The sequence below is a fragment of the Paenibacillus apiarius genome (assembly GCF_017052585.1).
In the GTDB taxonomy this organism is placed as follows: Bacteria; Bacillota; Bacilli; order Paenibacillales; family Paenibacillaceae; genus Paenibacillus_B; species Paenibacillus_B apiarius.
The window spans coordinates 1,801,062-1,822,552 of record NZ_JAFFHZ010000001.1; the positions used below are offsets into that span (position 1 = coordinate 1,801,062).

17 protein-coding genes are annotated in these 21,491 nt (G+C 53.2%); 2 read left to right on the forward strand and 15 right to left on the reverse strand.

From position 1 onward, the window contains the following. Positions 1–89: 89 nt before the first annotated feature. The 5 genes from JSQ80_RS08335 to ftsE form a co-directional block, all read right to left on the reverse strand. Positions 90–1,460 (reverse strand): PDZ domain-containing protein, encoded by a 1,371-nt coding sequence (locus JSQ80_RS08335; protein ID WP_206094982.1) that lies wholly within the window; start codon positions 1,458–1,460, stop codon positions 90–92. 137 nt (positions 1,461–1,597) lie between these two features. Further along, entirely contained in the window at positions 1,598–3,034 is a 1,437-nt protein-coding gene (locus JSQ80_RS08340; protein ID WP_206094983.1) for a S41 family peptidase, read from the reverse strand. 221 nt (positions 3,035–3,255) lie between these two features. Then, positions 3,256–4,476 carry a murein hydrolase activator EnvC family protein gene (locus JSQ80_RS08345; protein WP_206094984.1) on the reverse strand — a complete coding sequence of 407 codons (1,221 nt, stop codon included), beginning with the start codon at positions 4,474–4,476 and terminating at the stop codon, positions 3,256–3,258. Between the two features lie 45 nt (positions 4,477–4,521). Then, on the reverse strand, positions 4,522–5,433 hold the full coding sequence (ftsX, locus tag JSQ80_RS08350) for a permease-like cell division protein FtsX (protein WP_206094985.1): 912 nt from the start codon (positions 5,431–5,433) through the stop codon (positions 4,522–4,524). Then, positions 5,423–6,109, reverse strand: coding sequence for a cell division ATP-binding protein FtsE (gene ftsE / locus JSQ80_RS08355; RefSeq protein WP_206094986.1), 687 nt, complete (start codon positions 6,107–6,109; stop codon positions 5,423–5,425). The genes ftsX and ftsE overlap by 11 nt, the downstream gene beginning before the upstream one ends. A gap of 283 nt (positions 6,110–6,392) precedes the next feature. Here ftsE and JSQ80_RS08360 point away from each other — a divergent pair, with 283 nt between their 5' ends. Together JSQ80_RS08360 and JSQ80_RS08365 are read left to right on the forward strand one after the other, a co-directional pair. Further along, positions 6,393–7,421: an alpha/beta hydrolase gene (locus tag JSQ80_RS08360; RefSeq protein WP_206097520.1), complete on the forward strand. Its 1,029-nt coding sequence runs from the start codon at positions 6,393–6,395 to the stop codon at positions 7,419–7,421. Between the two features lie 225 nt (positions 7,422–7,646). Next, a complete protein-coding gene (locus tag JSQ80_RS08365; RefSeq protein WP_206094987.1) occupies positions 7,647–9,074 on the forward strand; it encodes a VanW family protein in 1,428 nt (475 codons plus the stop codon). Positions 9,075–9,254: 180 nt separating this feature from the next. On the opposite strand, the gene JSQ80_RS08370 is transcribed toward JSQ80_RS08365, so the two are convergent. From JSQ80_RS08370 to argC, 10 genes are all read right to left on the reverse strand, one after another. Further along, a complete protein-coding gene (locus JSQ80_RS08370; RefSeq protein ID WP_206094988.1) occupies positions 9,255–9,749 on the reverse strand; it encodes a hypothetical protein in 495 nt (164 codons plus the stop codon). A 215-nt stretch (positions 9,750–9,964) separates the two neighbouring features. Next, the gene (locus JSQ80_RS08375) at positions 9,965–11,371 is read right to left on the reverse strand and encodes a glutamine synthetase family protein (RefSeq protein ID WP_206094989.1); all 1,407 of its coding nucleotides are present in this window, start codon (positions 11,369–11,371) and stop codon (positions 9,965–9,967) included. Continuing rightward, entirely contained in the window at positions 11,371–12,546 is a 1,176-nt protein-coding gene (locus JSQ80_RS08380; protein WP_206094990.1) for a KamA family radical SAM protein, read from the reverse strand. Before JSQ80_RS08380 ends, JSQ80_RS08375 begins: the two co-directional genes overlap by 1 nt. A gap of 214 nt (positions 12,547–12,760) precedes the next feature. Next, entirely contained in the window at positions 12,761–14,182 is a 1,422-nt protein-coding gene (argH, locus tag JSQ80_RS08385; protein ID WP_206094991.1) for an argininosuccinate lyase, read from the reverse strand. A gap of 106 nt (positions 14,183–14,288) precedes the next feature. Then, positions 14,289–15,560, reverse strand: a complete 1,272-nt coding sequence (locus JSQ80_RS08390) for an argininosuccinate synthase (protein WP_206094992.1) — start codon at positions 15,558–15,560, stop codon at positions 14,289–14,291. A 61-nt stretch (positions 15,561–15,621) separates the two neighbouring features. Beyond that, on the reverse strand, positions 15,622–16,572 hold the full coding sequence (gene argF / locus JSQ80_RS08395; RefSeq protein ID WP_206094993.1) for an ornithine carbamoyltransferase: 951 nt from the start codon (positions 16,570–16,572) through the stop codon (positions 15,622–15,624). A gap of 89 nt (positions 16,573–16,661) precedes the next feature. After that, complete coding sequence (locus JSQ80_RS08400) at positions 16,662–17,879, reverse strand: acetylornithine transaminase (protein ID WP_336245716.1); 1,218 nt, start codon at positions 17,877–17,879, stop codon at positions 16,662–16,664. A gap of 46 nt (positions 17,880–17,925) precedes the next feature. Next, entirely contained in the window at positions 17,926–18,756 is an 831-nt protein-coding gene (argB, locus tag JSQ80_RS08405) for an acetylglutamate kinase (protein WP_206094994.1), read from the reverse strand. Between the two features lie 29 nt (positions 18,757–18,785). Further along, a complete protein-coding gene (gene argJ / locus JSQ80_RS08410) occupies positions 18,786–20,039 on the reverse strand; it encodes a bifunctional glutamate N-acetyltransferase/amino-acid acetyltransferase ArgJ (RefSeq protein ID WP_240463600.1) in 1,254 nt (417 codons plus the stop codon). 76 nt (positions 20,040–20,115) lie between these two features. Beyond that, entirely contained in the window at positions 20,116–21,177 is a 1,062-nt protein-coding gene (argC, locus tag JSQ80_RS08415; protein WP_087434026.1) for an N-acetyl-gamma-glutamyl-phosphate reductase, read from the reverse strand. Positions 21,178–21,491 lie beyond the last annotated feature (314 nt).

The following is a 21,491-nucleotide window of genomic DNA, read 5'->3' on the forward strand; positions in this document are numbered from 1 at the left end:
GTTTGAGAATGATTTATCCACAATCCACAGCGTTATCTTGGTCATCAACTAAAAAGCTCACATCCTGCATTGGATGTGAGCTTTGATTATTATATGGAGGTGTCCGTCGCTGCTGTCTGGCGGTGAGCATCGTCATGTTTATCCGCTTTATCGTCCCCTGTGGACATTTCCTGTTCATCTTGCTTCGACCCGAACCCCCGCTTCAGCCTCGCCCATGGCGCTGCGAGCAGCGCGAAAAAGGAAGGCTGCCTCGTTACCGCAACATAGCCGACGCTATTGTCCGGCGCTAACAGCACACCCAACTGATGATGCTCTCCCGCATAGAGCGCACGCTGCAGAAAGCGGACTTCTCCGTTCGCATCGTACACTTCGAGCTTGCAGAAGGCCGCATTGGAACGCAGCGCCTGATGCAGCTGCTCCTTCGTCCGCACGGGAATGCCATTCGCCTTCGCAATGACCTCGCCGATGCGGATGCCGAGCTCCTCTGCCGGGCTATCCGGCAGCACCGCCAGCACACGCAAGCCGCGCGCATCCTGCGTAAAGACGGGGCTGCGCTCGCTTTCCTCGCGGCGGCTGTACCAAATGAGCGCCTCGTGCAGCACAAGCGCGACAAGCGCTGCAACCGGCACGAGCGGCGACCACCACGACGCAGCCAAGCCGAACGCGAGCAGCACCGCCGCGTAGGCGAACAAGCGCGAGGCGCTGACGGCCGCCTTCTCCTGCGGCAAGCGCGTGAACGTCAGCTCGGAGAAGCCGATCATGACGGGAAATGCGATAAGCGACCAGCCCTGCAGCCAGCTATCTCCGCCGAAAAGCGGCGTCCAGGGCAGCGGGGAACCCGCAGTAGCCGTCGGAAAGAGCAGCATGAGCGGCACCGGCCAGAGGCTCTGCATCTGATAAGCGCCGACAATGCCCCCGCGCTTGCTCTCCATGAACAACGGCCCGGCCATCCGGGCCGCCTGCTTGCGTATGAGCCAAGCTTCCGCGGCATGAAGCAGCGCAACAAGCACGAGCAGGCCAGCCGCATCCATATCACGGATCGCTGCGATCATCGTGCCGCCCCAACCCTCCACCGTCCAGTCCGGAGCGAATACGCGCAATCCGAACTGCAGCAAGGCCAGCGCGCTGGCTGAGTAAGCGAGACAAAGGAAGCGCACGCGCACCAGAAGCAGCAGCAAAGCGACGATCCACAGCGCAATAACGACCTCGCTGGTTAGAGTAATCCCGAGTCCGATGGCGGCCGCCGAGACGATAAGGCCTGCGATGAGGCCTCCCAGCCATGCATGCCATGTTTGCTCGGCCCAGCTATGCATCTTAACGGAGAACAGCCTTCGTTCCAGCGTCACCTGCCTTCGATAGTACATCGCGATGAGGATGATTGCCAACCAATAAAATGGCGACAGCAGCCATTGCAGCAATCCTTCTGCCAAATGAACACCGATTTCCGCTAGGAGGTCCACTTTATCCGCTCCTTTCCACAACTCCAACCTGACTTGCTTTCATGTATATAAACTAAATGTTCCAGCACTAAGCAACAAAAAAGAAAAAAGGAAGGTGCAAGCCGAAGCTTGCGACCTTCCTTACTATTCGACAGACTTTAGCGAATTTCCTTCTGCAATGTGTCTACCGCTTTATGCAATTGCGCATCGTTCTTCGGATCGCGCATTGCCTTCATAATCGCTTGCTCCAGTTGTTCACCTGTCTTGGCGTCCACCGAGCCGGTAGCCCCCAGCTTATGCTCGCGCTGGAATGCCTTGATCGCCGTTTCCGTCTCCTTCGAGAAATACCCATCCTTGCGTCCAGGCTTATAGCCGAGGCCGTCCAGCATAATTTGAACGTTTTTCACGTCCGCATCATTCATGTCGAACTTCAGCGTCTTATCTTTCGGAATCGGAGCCACGTAATAAAAATCAGGCTGCTGCACCGAAATATCCGGTTCGATTCCCTTCTGGTGAATCCAATTGCCGTTTGGCGTCAGCCATTTGGCAATCGTAATCTTAATCAATCCGCCATCGCCGGAATCGTAGCTCGTCTGAACCGTACCTTTGCCGAACGTATGCTCGCCCACCAGCTTGGCGCCTGCCGATTCCTTGAGCGCGCTGGCCATAATCTCCGAAGCGCTGGCGCTGCCTTTATTCGTTAATACCGTTACTGGATAAGGCTTCACTTCAGCCGCGCCTTGAGAATTGTAACGATCGCGCTCTTTATTGCGATTTTCAACCTGGACAATCGGTTTGCCCTTCGGCACGAACAGCTCCGTCATCTTCTGCACGATATCGAGCACCCCGCCCGGGTTATTGCGCACATCAATGACGAGCCCTTTCATCCCCTGCTTCTCCAGCTTCTCCAATTCTTCCTTAAATCGCTCGAACGTGTTCAGAGAGAATTGGCGAATCTCGATATAACCGATTTTGTCATCCAGCATTTTCGGATAGACCGTCTCCATATCGACTTCGTCACGCACGACGACTAGCTCCATCGGCTTCGATTGGCCGGCGCGCTTAATCGTAATCTTCGCCTTCGTGCCTTTTGGACCGCGAATTTTCGTTACGGCCTCGTTCAAGTTCTTGCCTTCCAGACTCTCGCCATTAACCGACAGCAGAACATCCTTCGGCATTACCCCCGCCTTCTCGGCCGGAGAGCCTTTAATAGGCGATACGACCGTCACTTCGCCGTTCTCCATCGTTACTTCCGCGCCAATCCCGGTAAAGGCACCTTCGATGCTGTGATTGAACTGCTCCGCTTCCTCTTTCTCCATGAAGGTAGAGTAAGGATCGCCGAGGGAAGAAATCATGCCATGTACGGCACCGTTAACCAGCTTCTCGCGATCGACCGAAGTAAAGAACTTGTTCTCGATAATTCCCATTGCTGAATTCAGCTTCTGCATTTCTTGCGTCGATAGGCCACTGCTTGTTGCGGCAGCTTGTCCTCCGCTTGCAAATATCGGCAAATCCACAGCGGTCAGCGTTAACGCACTGCTTGCCAGCATCGCCGCTCCTACAAGCAGAGCGACGGTACGCCCTTTGAACGACATAATAATTCACCGCCTTCGTCTTGTCCGTATGCTTAAGCTCGGGCCATTCAACCTCCTGGTTCTGCAACCGGTACCTTGTAAAGCAACTTGGCAAATGGAATCAAAAGTATCAATTTCAGAGTCATACAGGTTCTGGTTCATCACGCAAAAACATGCGCCTTAAAATAATATGCACGCCGTATAAGCCCGATACTCACTATTATATGTCAAATATTCCGCAATTATTTTAAATAATCCGCAGGATCAACACGTTCTCCGTTCAAACGAACCTCAAAGTGAAGATGGTTGCCGGTTGCGCGACCAGTCGCCCCGACTTCAGCGATTTTGTCACCGCGCTTGACGACATCACCCTTCTTCACCTTAATCCCGCCATTCCGGATATGGCCATATAAGGTCCAAAGCCCGTTCCCATGGTCAATGATAACACAGTTCCCATAACCGCTCCACCATTCGGCAACGGTCACAGCGCCATCCTCAGCAGCATAAATAGGCGTTCCGCCCGCTACTGCCATATCGATACCGCTATGGAACGCGCCGCGTTTTCCATTAATCGGATCTACACGGGAACCAAATGGCGAAGAAATGTAATAATCGGCAGCGAGCGGAACTCCGAGCTTACCGCCGGAATACGTATATACTCGCTGACGAGCCTGTTGTTTCGGTTTGGACAAGCTGTTCTTCTTGCGCATAAGATCCGCCCGCTTCTGCGCGAATTCCATCAGCAAGCGCTCTTGCTCTTCACTTGCGTCGTCCGACTCTTCGATTTGTTGATTATAGCTCGCAATCATGACTTCTTTTTCTTTTTCCTTTATCATCAAGTCTTTCTTGGCACTATCCAACTTGGCATAGAGAAGCTTGACCCGTTTCAATTCCGTCTCGATTTCCTGCTTTTTCTGTACGACGAGCAGCTTGTCACGCTTATGCTCGGCCAGTATTTCCTTATCCTGCGCCGCAATTGATTGCAAAGAATCAATCCTATCGAGGAAATCGGAGAAGCTAGTGGCACTGAACAAAACGTCTATGTAGGAAACGAATCCGTTCGTATACATAAGCCTGACGCGAGTATCCAACAGCTTACCCCGTTCTTCAATGCGGTGGTTCACCTCTTGAAGCTCGTGCGCCGCATCTTCGAGATTCGATTCCGACGTATCGATCTGCGTGGCGACGGAGGCCATCTCATTTGCTTTTTTATCGATTTCGCTGAGCAGCATATTCATATCTTCCGTCGTCTTGGCGACCATCTTCTTCGCTTCCGCTTTGGTCGAATTTGCTTCCTGCTGCTTCCGCTCCGCTGCGCGCATCTCGCTTTGCAGCTGCTTCAATTCCTGATTAACCTTGTCCAATTCGGACGCTTGTCCAGTGGATGGCGGCACCATCGAGAACAGAATGGCAAAGCTTGCGAGCAGTGCTGCCCATCTCTTTTTTCCGTACTTTTGTTTCAACGCGGCTCCTCCTAACGCTTCCCCTCAAAGGTTGTTACATGTCCCTTAGACTTTCAAAAACTTGCGGATGGAGATAGTGCTTCCCCACATCCCGATGACAATCCCCAGGCCAAGCAAGGTGCCGCCAATAAGAAGCCATATATCCTGCAGCGGAACCAACCGAATCATCAACAAACCGAATTCAAAATGCGTGATCAACTGCTGATAGCCATAGAACAACAATCCGAGTGTAACTGCCGAGCCGAGAATGCCCAACAACGCTCCTTCTATAAAAAACGGTCCGCGGATAAACATATTCGTCGCCCCGACAAGCTTCATAATGCTTATCTCGCGCTGCCGCGCCATAATCGTTACTTTAATCGTGTTCGAGATAAGGAACATGGCCGTCACCGCCAAGCCAGCTACTACGATTAATCCGAAGTTCCGTATCGTCTGCGTTACTTTAAAGAGCGATTCTACCGTTCCCTTGCCGTATTGCACTTTCCAGATAGGCTTGGCGCTATTCGTCTCGTTAATGGCGCTAATCTTCTTCGCCACCATAGCGATCGTCGTTGGCTCGTACACCTCGACCGTAAATGAATCCGGCAGCGGGTTCGTTTCCTTCGTATAGCCGCTTAACAGATCCTTGCCATCTTCGCCCAAGCTTTCCTGCAATAGCTTCATGCCCTCTTCTTTTGGCACCGGAATGACCTTGCTTACTTCGGACATGTTGCCGATATCCGTCTCCAGCAGCTGTCTCTGTTCCTCTGTAGCGTCCAGCTTCATAAACACGCGAATCTGCACCTGATTGTCTATTTGATTCGTAATGGTGTTCACGTTAATGGATAAGAACATGAACACGCCTAGAATGAACAGGGAGATGACGATAGAAATGACCGAAGCGAATGACATCCAGCCGTTGCGAAAAATACTCTTGCTTCCCTCTCTTAAGTGGCGGGCCAAGTTGTTAAAAATCATAGCCGTATTCCCCCCGCGCTTCGTCTCGAACGATGTGGCCGTGCTCAATGGCGATGACGCGCTTGCGCATCGAGTTCACGATATCTTTGTTATGCGTCGCCATGACGATGGTCGTGCCGCGGAAATTAATCTCCTCCAGCAGCTTCATAATTCCCCATGATGTCTCCGGATCCAAGTTCCCCGTAGGCTCATCGGCTACGATAACGGAAGGATTATTCACAATCGCCCGGGCAATCGCGATCCGCTGCTGTTCTCCGCCCGATAGTTGAGCCGGCAGACTTGAGGCCTTATGCTTCAGCCCTACCAATTCAAGCACTTCCGGAACGCGGCGTTTAATGACCTTCTTCGGCGCCTCGATAACCTCCATTGCAAAAGCGACATTCTCATATGCCGTCAGCTTCGGCAGCAGCCGGAAATCTTGGAACACCACCCCGATATTGCGCCGGACAAACGGAATTTTCCGATGCTTCAGCTTGCCGATATTAAATCCGCTTACGAAGATTTCCCCTTTGGTCGGGGTTTCTTCTCTATAGATTAATTTCATAAAGGTCGATTTCCCCGCTCCCGAGGGACCAACCAAATAAACGAATTCATCCTTATCGATACATACAGATATCCCGCGCAACGCATGCGATCCATCCGTGTACGTCTTCCATACATCTTGCATTTCTATCAAAATATCACACCCTAAGTTTAAAAGATTAGCCTCTATATATTCGACACTGGCTCAACAATTCCTTTAAAAGAAAGCGAATTTCAACATCTTTTTACTCTCTGCACGAATTTCGACAAGAGAACATTGTAGAAAATGTCGATTCGAACTATAAATGAATCCTTCAGGTATATCATCATTTTTAATGGCCATTCTAGTTATGTTACAATCTCAATACTTGCATGAGCGTGATCAACTAACAAACGAAATGGGATTAGTAACAACTGGAGAGGAAAGGTTGATTCAAATGAAAACAAAGAAAAAATTTTATCAAAAAAAACGCTGGATGATTCCTATCTCTGCTATCTCTATCCTTGCTATTCCTATAGTACTCATATATTTAATCGGTCAGTTTACACCTGCACTTAACGCATTCATAATCAAACAACTTTTCGAATGGAAGCCATTTGCATCGCCCGCCAACATCGAAACAATAAAGAAACAAGTCAATGTCGAAAAAGATATTGTTTATGATGAGCACGGCATTGAGAATAGCCTATTAGATATTTACTATCCGAAAAATGCCGACAAGGATCTCCCTGTTATTATGTGGATACATGGAGGCGGATTTGTATCAGGCAGCAAAGAACAAACACAAGAATATGGCATGGCGCTCGCTAACGAGGGATATGTAGTGGCCAATATCAACTATGCCATTGCTCCGGCTCAAAAATATCCAGGGCCGATCATCCAAACCAATCAAGCTCTGAAATACCTGCAGGACACTATTGCGCAATATGGCGGCGATATGAATCGATTATTCATTGGCGGCGATTCGGCAGGGGCTCAAATTGCCAGTCAAACCGCTGCGGTTATAACTAATGAAAAGCTGGCAAAGTCAATGGATATTCACCCTCATGTCGATAAAAAACAGCTAAAAGGTGTTCTGTTATATTGTGGGCTTTACAACATGGATAGAATGAGTGAGCCTTCCTCATCTTTTGTTCTAAGGGCAGGAATTCAGACGGTATTTTGGTCGTATACGGGAGTTAAAGATTTCGCCTCTTTCTCTAGACTGGATGAGATGTCTACGGTCAAACAAGTAACACCTGATTATCCACCCGCCTTTTTGACAGTTGGAGATGTCGACCCACTGGCGCCGCATTCAATTGAACTTATAGACGTTCTTGAAAAGAATGGCGTGGAAGTGGAAAGTGTTTTATTTGAAGGCACCAATCCCGAATTAGGCCACGAGTATCAATTTGATTTTACCTCTCCGCACGCAGAACAAACGTTGGGCAAAACATTTGAGTTCTTAAAAAAACATAGCAGTTAACTTTTTACACTCAAAATAAACGCTCTAGTACCGAATGAAACAAGGGAGTTTATCTGTTTGAACCGTGCAGGAGCCGTCACCTCTCTTGGCCACTCCAATAAGCATTCCGGCTAAGCACTCTGCATAGCAGTCCGAACACTTTCCAAGTAAAGTTTGCCTATTCCCGCGCATATAGTGAATAAGATTGATTTTTTATTTACTTTCTTCATGCAGGAGGCAATCGGTTTGAAAAAAATACATGCTTTGTTTATCGTCGTCGCCTCGCTTCTGTTAGCTCTTAGCGCACTGTGGGGATGGGGGCACAGCTATGCCTCACAGGCTACGATACCGCCTCAAGTTCGCCTTTCGTCGTGGGATGTAGGTGGACAATCTATTGACGCTTTCCGTCAGGAGCTGAATGAACGCATCAAGCAGTTGGAACGGACCCCGTTCATCTTTACATTCGGGACCTCTGGCGTGGACCAGGTCAAGACAACACTGTCCGAACTTGGGGTTCAATACGACGCTGGCGCAATCCTCACCGCACTGCAGCAGCTGCAGGAAGGCACTCTTCTGGAGCGCATCAAAGCCAGATGGTCATTTCCCAAGGAGTGGATGCTGCGCTTCCAGTGGAAGGCAGACGTATGGAGGGAGCGTTTGACGCCAGGGTGGGAAACGAAAGCGTTCGGGAAGCCCGTCAATGCCGTGCGGAAAATTACAGATAGCGATCAGATTCAATACACGCCGGAGAAAACGGCATTCCGTATCGATCGCATGCAGATGGAACAGCTTATACGCGCTGCTATCCCGCATACTTGGCAAGAGGGGCAAGCGATTGCGATTGACGTTCCGCTTGTCGTGAGCGAGCCGCCGGTGACGGTGGCATCATTAAAGGCAGAAGGCATCGAACGGAAAATCATCGAGTTCTCGACGAGCTTCCTGCAAGCGGAAGACGGGCGCACGCACAACGTCGTGTCGGCGGCCAAGACGATTGACGACATGGTGTTGAAGCCCGGAGACGAGTTCGATTATGACAAAGTAATTGCGGAAACGGAAAAAAAGTACGGCTTCAAGGAAGCGCCCGTCATTTATAACGGCAAGCTCGTTCCGGGGATCGGGGGCGGCATCTGCCAAGTGTCGAGCACGCTATACAACGCGGTGCTGCGCACCGGACTCGAAATTGTCGAACGGCGCAATCATTCGCTGCCGGTATCGTATTTGCCGCTTGGACTCGATGCGACCTTCTCGCAAGGATATATCAATTTCAAATTTAAAAACACAACCGGCAAGCACCTGCTCATCCGCACCACCGCGGAAAACAACCGCCTCTCCATTAAATTTTTCGGCACCATGGATTCGAATGTGGCTTACAAAATGGAGACTAAGACGGTAAAGGTGTTGGAGCCTACTATTAAATATGTGAAAAATACAGATCTGCCCATCGGCGGCCACGAAACGCTGCAGCGGGGGAAGAAGGGGTATGTCGTCGAGTCTTATCGCATCAAGCTCGTGAACGGCAAGCAAGTGGATCGCCAACGTATCGCAGTGGATACGTATAGGCCGCAGCCGACGCTCATTGGCGTCAATACGGGCACTTCAGACCCATTGCCCAATCCGAAGGAAGAGCAAGGCCCGATTTTGGAGGATGGCGTGAACGGTCCTAATTTCCGATAAATCATAGTTAAATCCTAAAGATGTTTACATGCTCTTGTCATTGCACAAAATCCAATGGATGAGACAAATCCGATAAAACCTTCAGCCCTCCACGCAACGCAAAAAGCCCTGCGGTATTACGGCCATGATCAGCCGGTAATCCGAAGGGCTTTTTGTTGCCGGCTTTGAAGCGGCCGGCATTTATTCGTCGTGCTTTGCAGTATTTCTGGAGACGGCCACTTCGACCGTAAAGAGATGGGCATCGTCTTCGATATAGGCTGCAATTTTTCGAAGAAGATTGGCGGCGTCGGGACCTTTCAACGAAAGGTTGTACTTGAAACTGACGGAATCACTGCTAGCATACACCTGTTCATACGGACTGGATTCCACAGACTCTTCATTCCGCTGCATGTCCATAACTCTCTCTTGCCGATACATATCCACGGCTCGCTCCTGCTGATACATTTCCATGTTCCGATTCGGCGTTGGCAAGTCCGTCTTATGCAGCTCTCTTTTGCCGCACAGATCTTCATAGATGTCTTGTTTTTTTAGCCACGCATAGTAGGAAGATGAATTGTTGAATCCGAAATTGTGCGCCATTTCAACAATGCGATATTGAAGACGCAATCCTTTTATCGTCTCGATTCGTTGCTCCCTAGGCAGCAGTTCGAAATCTTGACGCGACGGAAATTCCATTAGATCACCCGCCCCTATCTCCTAGTGTATTCATTGACGCCGCTAAAGCTATATGTGAGCGGCTTTACAGATATATTACCTCTTGCGGCACGAACTGAAAAGCATATAATTTTACCGCTCGTTGCACAATTGGATCAAGCGCAAGTGAAAAAGAAGAGAATGGCTGAAAACGCCATCCTCTTGCATGTCAGCTCTATCCTTAACCGTCTTCCGTTTTAGAAACTGCGAAAATACGCCGTCATCTCCCAATCGTGCACTTCTGCCGCATAGCTGCCGTATTCCCGGTATTTTTCCGATACATATTCCCGAATCGCTTCCTCGCCCATTACATCGCGGACTAGCGTATCCCGCTCCATATGCTGCAACGCTTCGTACAGGTCACGCGGATAGGCATCCCAAGGGGAACAAGCTTGTTCCGCCAACGCGTGCAGGTTGCCCGTCGCTTCCTCCGGCGGCGCTTCGCGATTCCGGATGCCTTCCAAGCCTGATTTGAGCATGATGGCGAACAGCAGGTACGGATTGGCCGTCGGATCCGGCGGGCGATATTCCACTCGCGTCCCGGCGCCGCGCGCCGCAGGAATGCGGATGAGAGCGGAGCGATTGCTGCCCGACCACGCGATATGCGTCGGCGCTTCATGCCCCGGCACCAACCGCTTATAAGAGTTGACGACCGGATTCGAAATTGCGGCCATCCCCTTCGCATGATTCAGCAAGCCGGCGACAAAGTGCAAAGCCGTGTCGCTAAGCTCAGTCCGTCCCTCTGGGTCATGGAACGCGTTGCCGCGCCCCTTCTGCTGCAGCGACTGATTGCAATGCAGCGCATTGCCGTTATGACCGCTCATCGGCTTCGGCATAAAGGTCGCATGCAGCCCATTGCGCATGGCCACCTGCTTCGTCAATTGCTTGAACGTCTGCCAGCGGTCGGCAATCGAGAGCGCTTCGCCAAAGCGGAAGTTAATCTCGTGCTGACCGGGAGCAACCTCGTGATGCGAGGCCTCCAGCCGAAAGCCCTGCTTTCTCATTTCCTGAAGCAGCTCCAGCTTCGCTTCTTCGCCGCGATCCAGAGGAAAGGGGTCGAAATAACCGCCTTGGTCATGCGTCTCCGGTATCGGTACACCTTGTTCATCCAGCGGATAGAGGAAAAACTCGCCCTCTACGCCAATATGATAAGAATAGCCCATCTGTTTCGCTTCACTTATCACTTCACGCAGCATGCTGCGTGTACATCCCGGCGCACGGTCTCCGTCAGCGGTCCGTACGTCGCAATATACCGACGCAATTCGCGTGGCCTTCACGTGCCACGTCTCCACATGGAATGAAGTTGGATCCGGATGCAAGGCAAGATCGGATTGATCTACGCCGCCGTACCCTTTGACCGATGAACCGTCAAACAACACTTTTCCCTCCAAAGCCGCTTTTGCCTCGTCGCGGTGCACGATGAGCTGCTTCATGGCACCGAACATGTCAGTAAATTGCAGACGAAGGTACTCGACAGCGTTGCGCTGCAGTTCTTGAATGACCCCGTCTGCCGTACTAATGGGGGGCGCCTCTTCTTCCGGGCCTTTCTCCGGGGAGGCGTCGGGTGCTGCCGCTTGGCTTACCGGCGGTACAGAACGTTGCATTACGCATCCCTCCTCGTTCGCCGCTGTGGCATATCAGGAAGCGCGTTCACTGAAACGATGTCCTCCGATTTTTTTTGCGGTGGCGTCCAATATTGCTCATTGCCCGGCATATCGTCGAACCAAGCGGCATCATCGGGACAGTCGAGCACCATGAACTTGCCGTAATTCCCATCGCGGGATTGATGATACTTGAGATACGCCTTCCCATCCTCTATCGCCAAGATTTCAATCTTGCCCGACGTATGGCTCATGGATAGCCGGACCCGTTTGCCTAATCCGGATGTCTTGGACTTCGCTTCCTCCACGAGACGATATACATCTTGGAGAGGCAATACGAACTCGCTGTTGCCTGCCACCGGACGGTTGATAAAGAAATAATAAGGTGTCACTCCAGCCCACGACAGCTTATCGAGCAGCTCGCCCAGAACTTCGGCATTGTCGTTGATTCCACGCAGCACCGGCGTCTGATTGACGACGATTGCGCCCGCCTGATGAAGCGCCTCGAAGCCTCGCTTGGCTTCTGGAGTAATCTCTCTGGGGTGATTGATATGAGCCATGACATAAATGCGGTTATCAGGGGTAGAAAATTCTCGGATCGTCTCGAGCAATTGCTCGTCTTCATAGATACGCATCGGATTAAATACAGACAGCTTGGAGCCTAGGCGAATAATCTTCACATGTGGAATGGCACGTAAACATTCTAAAATCATGCGCAGCTTGGGGGTGGCAAGAATTAAGCTGTCTCCACCGGTTAACAGGACATTGTTGATTTCGGGGTGTTCGGCAATGTAGGCAAGGCCCGGATTGACATCGGACATCGCTTCTTTGACATCGTTGCGGAATAATCGTTTGCGGAAGCAGTATCGGCAATAGGCGCCGCATACTTCTGACACGATAAGCAGCGCGGTCGTGCCATACTTGTGCTGGCAGCCGGGAACGACGTAGTTCGTGTCCTCGTCCGAGGCGTCCCAGCGGCCGTACTCTTGAAGCTCGCCCGTGTTCGGTATGACCAGCTTCCGTATCGGGTCGTCGGGGTCGTTCCAATCAATCAAGTTCAAATAGTAGTCATTGACGCGAAATACGAATTTCTGTGTGATCTCCTTAAGCCGTTTCCTTTCCGTCTCGGGCAACTGAGTAATCTTGTCGATGTCGGTGACGTACTTCGGCTGAGGCATGGACATCCCTCCCTATGAAATTGGATAAAAGCGTCGAACGCTTTCGTCAATTATACACAAGTTTACATATCGAGGCAAATGATGGAATTGTGAATAGTGCGGAATGCAAAAAGAGCAAACGCGTCAGCGCCTCACGGTACGCTATTAACGCGCGTGCTCTTTCACATGCATTGTTTATGGATTCGATTCGAATGGATCGAATAAGAATGCGAAATTATTTTAATGAATTCGCCGCTTCCTTCTCTGTCAGCCACGCGTTCGACCGCACTATCGCCTGCTCAGCGCGGCGAATGGCCGCTTCCACTTGAACCGAGGCTGTTCCCCCGTAGACGTTGCGCGCATTGACGACATTTTCGGGCTGAAGCACCTCGTAAATGCGGTCATCGAACAGCGGCGAGAACTGCTGGAATTCGCCCAGCGACAGGTCCAGCAAATATTTGTTCTGCTCGATGCAATAGAGAACCGTCTTGCCGATGACCTCGTGCGCCTGACGGAACGGCATGCCCTTGTTCACGAGGAAGTCCGCAATGTCCGTCGCGTTGGAAAAGTCTTGGCGCACCGCTTGGCGCATCCGGCCGCGGTTCACCTTCATCGTCTCTACCATCGGGGCAAATAGGCGCAGTGCGCCATCCAGCGTCTCTACCGTATCGAACATGCCTTCCTTGTCTTCCTGCATGTCTTTATTGTAGGCAAGCGGGAGCGCCTTCAGCACCGTCAGCATGCCGATGAGATGGCCGTACACGCGCCCGGTTTTGCCGCGGACAAGCTCTGCCACGTCCGGATTTTTCTTCTGCGGCATAATGCTCGATCCGGTGCAGAACGCATCGTCAAGCTCGACGAATTGGAACTCGGTGCTCGACCAGAGCACCAGTTCCTCGCACAAGCGGGACAAATGCATCATGATGAGCGAGGCATTCGACAGAAATTCCACGATGAAATCCCGGTCGCTTACTGCATCCAAGCTATTCTCGTAGACCCGATCGAAGCCGAGCTCCTCCGCCACGAAATGGCGGTCAATGGCAAAGGTCGTGCCCGCGAGAGCCCCTGCGCCAAGCGGCAGCGCATTGATGCGCTTGTAGCTGTCCGTCAGACGCTCGATATCGCGCTCGAACATGGATACGTACGCCATTAGATGATGGGCGAACAGAATCGGCTGCGCCCGCTGCAAATGCGTATAGCCAGGCACAATCGTGTCCAGATTGGCCTTCGCCTGCTTGAGCAGCGCTTCCTGGAGCTGCACCAGCAGGCCGGCGAACGTGACGACCCGCTTGCGCAAATACAAGTGCATGTCGGTCGCCACCTGATCGTTGCGGCTGCGGCCCGTATGCAGCTTGCCGCCGACCGGACCGATCAAGTCGATCAGCGTCTTCTCGATATTCATATGGATATCTTCATCGGAGACGGAATAATTCATGTCCCCGTTCTGGATTCGCTTCATTACTTGATGCAGGCCTTCTTTGATCGTATCGACATCATCGTGCGGCAAAATGCCGCATTTCCCTAACATCGTCACGTGGGCAAGGCTACCTTGAATGTCTTCTTCCGCCATCTCTTTATCAAAAGCGATGGACGCTGTATACTGCTCCACCAACTGGTCCGTCTGCTTCGTGAACCGGCCGCCCCACAATTTGCTCACGTCGTTTCCTCCTCACCATGCGCGTTCCTGCTGCCTTCCAATGGAGGCGGCAGGATGTGATTGTCCTTAAGGAGTCGTGTCCTGCGCATGTCTGTATATCCTTCTGTTATGATTCCACTTTCACTTGCTCCAGCTTCGCTCCATGAACGCTCGTGCCATGAACGCCGGAAGCTACCTTCAGGCGCAGCGCGTGCAGGTGAATGAAGCCGGTGGCGTCATTCTGATCATACGCTTGCGATGGATCCGCCTCCATGGTGGCAATATCCGGATTGTATAAGCTAAGCGGACTTTGCACGCCCGCCCCGATGACGTTGCCTTTGTACAGCTTGAGACGGACGGTGCCCGTCACATGCTTCTGGCTTTCGGTGACGAGCGCTTGAATGGCAAGCCGCTCCGGCGCGAACCAGAAGCCGTTGTACACGATCGAGCTGTACTGCGGAATGAGCGAATCGCGCAGGTGCATAACCTCGCGGTCCATCGTCAGCGACTCCATTTTGCGGTGCGCGGTGAACAAGATCGCACCGCCCGGAGTCTCATACACGCCGCGGCTCTTCATGCCGACGAAGCGGTTCTCAACCATATCGATGCGGCCGATGCCGTGCTTGCCGCCGAGCTCATTCAAGGTCTCCATCACCTGGAGCGGCGACATCCGCTCGCCGTTGATGGCAACGCAGTCGCCCTGCTCGAACGCAAGCTCCACCAGTTCCGCTTCGTTCGGAGCATCCTCCGGCGATACGCTCAGCACATACATATCCTTGCTCGCATCTGCGCTGGCATCGAACCAAGGATCCTCCAGCATTCCGCTCTCGAAGCTGATGTGCAGCAAATTGCGGTCCATCGAATATGACTTCGCTGCGGAAGCCTGCACCGGGATGCCATGCTTCTCGGCATACGCGATCATTTCCGCGCGGCCCGGGAACTGCGCACGGAATTCCTCCGAGCGCCAAGGCGCGATTACTTGAATATCCGGCGCAAGCGATGCCGCCGTCAATTCGAAACGGACTTGGTCGTTGCCTTTGCCGGTGGCGCCATGGGCAATCGCGATCGCTCCTTCTTTGCGGGCAATTTCAACCATGCGCTTGGCGATAAGCGGGCGCGCGATGCTCGTGCCGAGCAAATATTGCCCTTCATACAGCGCCCCCGCCTGGAACATCGGATAGATGAAATCGCGCGCGAATTCGTCGCGCAAATCATCGATATATACTTTGGAGGCGCCGGTCGCGATCGCCTTTTCCTCCAAGCCGTCCAGCTCCTCTTTTTGCCCGATATCCGCTGTGAAGGTGATGATTTCCGCATCATATGTTTCTTTGAGCCAAGTCAAAATGACCGATGTATCAAGCCCGCCCGAGTAGGCCAGCACGATTTTATTCTTCGCCATCGTGTTTCCCCCGTTCGCTGTTCGTAATTCTCATCCTGATTGATTTGACGTTTTATCTCTCTTAACCCATCAGCGCGGCCATAATCGCCTTTTGCGCATGGAGCCGATTTTCCGCTTGGTCGAAAATGACGGAATGCTTGCCATCGATGACGCCTTCGCTCACTTCCTCGCCACGATGCGCAGGCAAGCAGTGCAAGAAGAGGTAATCCGGCTTCGCGTAACGCGTCAGCTCCTCGTTCACCTGGAAATTGCGGAACGCCATCTCGCGCTGCTGCTGCTGCGATTCGAAGCCCATGCTCGCCCAGACGTCCGTATATACGACATCGGCATCCGCGATCGCTTCCTTCGGATCCTGCGTCACGAGCACATTGGAACCGAAGGCTCCAGCCTGTTCCTTGCATTGCTTCACGATGTCCTCATCTGGCGTATATCCTTCCGGCGAAGCGACTGCAACATTCACGCCCAGCTTGCTCGCGCCCACCATAAGCGAGTGCGCCATATTGTTGCCGTCTCCGATGTAGGCCAGCTTCAATCCTTGCAGCTTGCCCTTCTTCTCGAGCACAGTCTGGTAATCGGCCAACGCTTGGCACGGATGATTCATATCCGTCAGACCATTAATGACCGGAATCGTCGCGCCCCGTGCCAGATCGATGACCGTGCGGTGCGCGTACGTGCGGATCATGATGCCGTCCAAGTACCGCGACATCGTCTGCGCCGTATCAAATATCGTTTCACCGCGACCCAGCTGAAGGTCGTTCTTGCTGAGGAATAGAGCGTGCCCGCCGAGCTGGTACATGCCCACTTCGAACGAAACGCGGGTGCGGGTAGATGATTTTTCAAAAATCATGCCGAGCGTTTTCCCTTTCAGCGGCTGGTATGTTTCACCCGCCTTCTGCTTTTGTTTCAGTTCTATCGCGCAGTCAAGCAAATATTGGATTTCTCCTGTCGTATAGTCAGTCAGCGCGATGAAGTCGCGCCCGCGCAAATCAATCTTGGATTGTGTAGTCGTCATAATCCCACCTCCGAAGTTGTACATGTCTAGTATATTTATATGGGTCAATCGTCGATGGATGCTCGCTGATCACGGGTTCATCCTGAAGCCTATGAGATCGTCGTTACAGCGGCAGAGCGTTTCGCCAAAACAGTATGGATAATATCGACTGCTTCATCCATGTCTTCCTCGGTCACAAGCAAGTTCGGCAGCAAGCGGATAACGTTCGGTCCGGCACTGATGAACAGCAGCCCGGCTCTCTGCGCATCCGCAATCATATCGCTCACCGGCTCGTGACACTCAATGCCGATTAGAAGTCCGATTCCGCGAATGTCCTTGACTGCGGACACATCGCTCAGCTTCACGCGCAGCGCGTTCAGAAGATAACTCCCTTTTTCCGCCGCACGAACCGCGGCCTTGTCTTCCAGCATCGTCTCCAACGTGCCGAGCACCGCCGACATCGCCAGCGGGTTGCCGCCGAACGTCGAGCCGTGGCTCCCCGGACCGAACGCTTCGCGCAGATGCTCCTGCGCCAGCATCGCCCCTACGGGAAAGCCGCTGCCGAGCCCCTTGGCCGCCGTGAAAATGTCCGGCTTCAAGCCGTAATGCTCGTGCGCGAATAACGCCCCGGTGCGTCCCATGCCCGTCTGCACCTCGTCCACGATAAGCAAGATGCCATTCGCTGCGCATAGCTGCGCGACTTCTGCCGCAAACGCCGCTTTAATCGGCAGCACGCCGCCTTCTCCTTGCACGATTTCCAGCATGATGGCCGCCGTATTCTCGTTCACGGCAGCCTTCAGCGCCGCGATATCGTTGAACGGCACGTACCGGAAGCCAGCAGGCAGCGGCGCAAAGCCGTCCTTCACCTTATCCTGCCCCGTCGCCGTCAGCGTCGCCAGCGTGCGGCCGTGGAACGACTGCTCGAAGGTGATGATTTCGCTGCGTCCGCTCTGCGCCACCTTCGCATGGTAACGGCGGGCCAGCTTGATCGCTGCCTCATTCGCCTCCGCGCCGCTGTTGCAGAAGAAGACCGCATCTGCACACGAATTTGCCGCCAGCAGCTCGGCTGCCTGCTCCTGCTGCGGAATACGGAACAGGTTCGACACATGCCACAGCGTATCCAACTGCTGCTGAACCCGTGTCTTCACCCGTTCCGGCGCATGCCCCAGGTTCGTGACGGCAATGCCGCTCATAAAGTCCAAATACATGTTGCCTTGGTCATCCCACAAACGGCTTCCTTCTCCTTTGACGAGCGTCATCGGGAAGCGCGCATAGGTTGGCAGCAAAGCATTAGTTTCGGTATCATTTGGCTTTAACACTACATTCACCCCTTATCATCCTTGTATGGTTGTTCCACAAGCCCTCTTTGAACACTCACTGTACGATTCTCGTGCCGATGGATTCCCCCGCCATGATGCGCCGCAGCACATTCGGCTCGGCTCCGTCTGCGATAACGACTTCCTTCACGCCGCCCTTCATGCACTGCATAGCCGCGCGCACCTTCGGTATCATTCCGCCATATATTTCACCGCTAGCAATCATCGCTTCGATTGCAGATGTAGTAACGACGGGCAGGACCGTCTTTATGCCCTGTTCCGCCTTCATGATGCCCGGCACGTCCGTAATGACCAACAGCTGCTCTACACCGAGATGAGCTGCCACCGCACCGGCTGCCGTGTCGGCATTGATGTTGTAGCGCTGGCCGTTGCTATCGAGCCCGATGGGTGCGATGATCGGCATATATTGCAGCGCCATAACCCCTTCAATCAGCTCTGCGTTGACCTGTGTCACGTCGCCTACATAACCGACCTCGTCGGCATTCGCTACCGGCATCGCTTGAATCAAGCCGCCGTCTGTGCCGGATAGACCAACCGCCGCGGCGCCTATACCGTTCAGACGCCGCACGATCTGCTTGTTAATCTGGCCTGCCAGCACCATCTCGACGACATCCAGCACGGCCTCATTCGTCTTGCGCAGACCTCCGATAAATTCGGACTCGATGCCGAGCTTATCCAGCATGCTTGATATCGCCGGACCGCCGCCGTGCACGATGACCGGCATCGTGCCTTCCGCCTGCAGCTGCCGCAGTTGTGCGTAAAAGGAATCCGGCAATGCCGCAAGTGTGCTTCCGCCGCATTTCATGACGAACCGCTTCGTCTGGACGGCCAGCGCCGATGATCTCGCTTGTTCCGATATAGTACGCATCGTTCCGTCCCCTCCCGTAAATTCCAGCTTTATGTCCGATAAGCCGCATTAATGCGGACGTAGTCATACGTTAAGTCACAGCCCCAAGCTGTCGCCGTGCCCGCACCCATATGGAGGTTAACGTAAAACACAACCGTGTCCCCCTTCAAGTACGCAAGCGCCTCTTCTTCATTAAAAGCGACCGGAGTCGATTGGTTCAGCACCTTGATCGGGCCCACCTGAATGTCGACGGTATCCACGTTTACCGGCTCTCCGGAATATCCAATGGCGGCAATGACACGGCCCCAGTTGGCATCTGCTCCAAATACGGCCGATTTGACCAGACTGGAACCGACGATCGACTTCGCAATTGCGCTGGCCGCTTCATTCGAAGCCGCCCCAGCGATGCGCACTTCAATAAGCTTCGTCGCACCTTCCCCGTCACGCGCTATTGCCTTGGCCAACTGCTCGCATACGTACTGGAACGCTTCAGCGAACGCGGTCCAATCGGAATGGCTCTCCTGCAGCGCCTCATGTCCGGCAAGTCCGCTCGCCATTGCGAGCAGCATGTCATTCGTACTCGTGTCGCCATCGACGGTAATCATGTTGAACGTCGCATCGGTCGTACGCTTCAGCAGCGCCGCCAGCGCTTCCTGCTCAATGACGGCGTCCGTCGTGACGAAGCCGAGCATCGTCGCCATATTCGGGTGAATCATGCCCGACCCTTTTGCCGCGCCGGCAATCGTGACCGGCTTGCCGTCGATGATGACGACCGCGCACGCTTCCTTCTTCACGAGGTCGGTCGTCAATATCGCATGCGCGAATTGCTCCGCGCCCTCGCCGGCTGCCGTCAACACCGCCGGAAGCTCCGCGATGCCCCGCTCGATGCAGTCCATCTTGAGCGGCTCGCCGATAACGCCGGTTGACGCAACCGCAACGTAGTGCGGCGCGACGCCAAGCTGCTCCGCGAACGCGCTGCGCATGCGGTACGCGTCCGCTTCTCCCTGCTTGCCCGTGCACGCATTCGCGTTGCCGCTGTTCACCAGCACCGCCCGCAGCTTGCCTTCCGCCGCCAGGCTCGCCCGCGTGACGGCAAGCGGCGCTGCCTGGAAGGCGTTCGTCGTATATACCGCCGCCGCGGCAGCCGGCACGTCGCATACTATCGCGCCGATGTCGTTGCGCGTCGACCTTTTCAATCCGCAATGCAGACCGCTGGCCCGGAATCCTTGCGGAGCCGTGATTGATCCATCTATAATCTCGAACTGGCGTTCCATAGTCATTGTCGCGTGTTTATATTTTTCCATAAGGCATCAACCTTCTTTTTTTCAAAATGGTAAAGGATATGTTACTATGTGTATCCGTATCGATCGAAAAGAATGACTACGGGTATACCGGCGTTAAGTTCAGTCCCAGCGCTTCGTCCCAGCCCATCATCAGGTTCAGGTTCTGAATCGCCTGCCCGGCCGCTCCCTTCACCACATTATCGATGACGGAGATGATCGTTACCCGCTTCGTGCGCTCATCCACTGCGAATCCGATATCGCAGTAGTTCGAGCCGAACACTTCCTTCGTCGCCGGCCACTGGCCCTGCGGCCGAATTCGTACGAAGCGCCGACCCGCGTAGTGGTCTTTATATAATGAAATAAAATCTTGTTCAGAATAATTTCCGGTTAATGAAGCGTACATCGTGCACATAATGCCGCGCGTCATCGGCGTCAAATGCGTCGTGAACGTCACGGTGACCGGTGTCCCCGCCACTTCGCCCAACGTCTGCTCGATTTCCGGGATATGCTGATGCTTATTCACTTTGTACGCTTTGAAATTTTCGTTCAATTCCGCATAATGCACTCCTAAATTCACGCCGCGGCCCGCTCCCGATACGCCAGACTTCGCGTCAATGATCAGGCTCGCCGGATCAATCCAACCGGCCTTCATGGCAGGGGCCAGACCCAGCAGCGTCGCCGTCGGGTAGCAGCCCGGGTTGGAGATAAAGCGCCGGCCTTGTGCATACCCGCCATCTGCATACAGCTCGCATAACCCGTATACAGCATCATTCAGCAGCTCGGCTTGCGGAGCTTCATGCTTATACCATGCCGTGTATACCGCTCCGTCCTTAATACGGAAATCACCGGATAAATCGATTACGGTCAGCCCTGCATCCAAAAGCTCGGGCACCAGTCTCCCGCTGACGCCAGAAGGAGTAGCCGTAAACACCACGTCCGCTTTCCTTCGCATCTCCTCCGCACTCACGCCGTCCAACGTATCGCACATAATCTCGTTCAAATGCGGATAGCCGTCCGCGATCGGCGCGCCTGCGCTCGACGCGGAGATGACCGAAGCAATATTCACGTTCGGATGATTCAACAACAGCCGTATCAACTCCACGCCGCCATAGCCCGTCGAGCCAACGATGGCCGCGTTTACCTTCTGTTCGTTCCCCATACTGCTCTCTCCATTCCCTTTAGAGGTTGTTTAAAAAGTCCGCTTTTGATCACGAAGCATCCCAATGATGTCATGCGGCATCGAATCTTGCATTCACTCTCGAAGTCCGGCGCTCATGTAGTCCCGCCTACACTCCGCTCCTCCTTCTTCGAGTTCTTGCAACCCTCTCGGTGCTGAAAAACGTTCTTTTTAAACTCGTTTATCTTTTCTTAAAAATATACGTCCAATTGAATAATTATGTATCATTATACGACTTCATTTATATAAATACAATGGTTTTTATGTTTATTCACAATAAAAAAAACGTCACCAGC

Bases quoted from the DNA above. Each gene is read 5' to 3' on its own strand.
- JSQ80_RS08340 (WP_206094983.1), bottom strand. From the start codon at position 3,034: ATGTCGTTCAAAGGGCGTACCGTCGCTCTGCTTGTAGGAGCGGCGATG.
- ftsX (WP_206094985.1), bottom strand. From the start codon at position 5,433: ATGATTTTTAACAACTTGGCCCGCCACTTAAGAGAGGGAAGCAAGAGT.
- JSQ80_RS08360 (WP_206097520.1), top strand. From the start codon at position 6,393: ATGAAAACAAAGAAAAAATTTTATCAAAAAAAACGCTGGATGATTCCT.
- JSQ80_RS08370 (WP_206094988.1), bottom strand. From the start codon at position 9,749: ATGGAATTTCCGTCGCGTCAAGATTTCGAACTGCTGCCTAGGGAGCAA.
- JSQ80_RS08375 (WP_206094989.1), bottom strand. From the start codon at position 11,371: ATGCAACGTTCTGTACCGCCGGTAAGCCAAGCGGCAGCACCCGACGCC.
- JSQ80_RS08380 (WP_206094990.1), bottom strand. From the start codon at position 12,546: ATGCCTCAGCCGAAGTACGTCACCGACATCGACAAGATTACTCAGTTG.
- JSQ80_RS08390 (WP_206094992.1), bottom strand. From the start codon at position 15,560: ATGGCGAAGAATAAAATCGTGCTGGCCTACTCGGGCGGGCTTGATACA.
- argF (WP_206094993.1), bottom strand. From the start codon at position 16,572: ATGACGACTACACAATCCAAGATTGATTTGCGCGGGCGCGACTTCATC.
- argB (WP_206094994.1), bottom strand. From the start codon at position 18,756: ATGCGTACTATATCGGAACAAGCGAGATCATCGGCGCTGGCCGTCCAG.
- argJ (WP_240463600.1), bottom strand. From the start codon at position 20,039: ATGGAAAAATATAAACACGCGACAATGACTATGGAACGCCAGTTCGAG.
- argC (WP_087434026.1), bottom strand. From the start codon at position 21,177: ATGGGGAACGAACAGAAGGTAAACGCGGCCATCGTTGGCTCGACGGGC.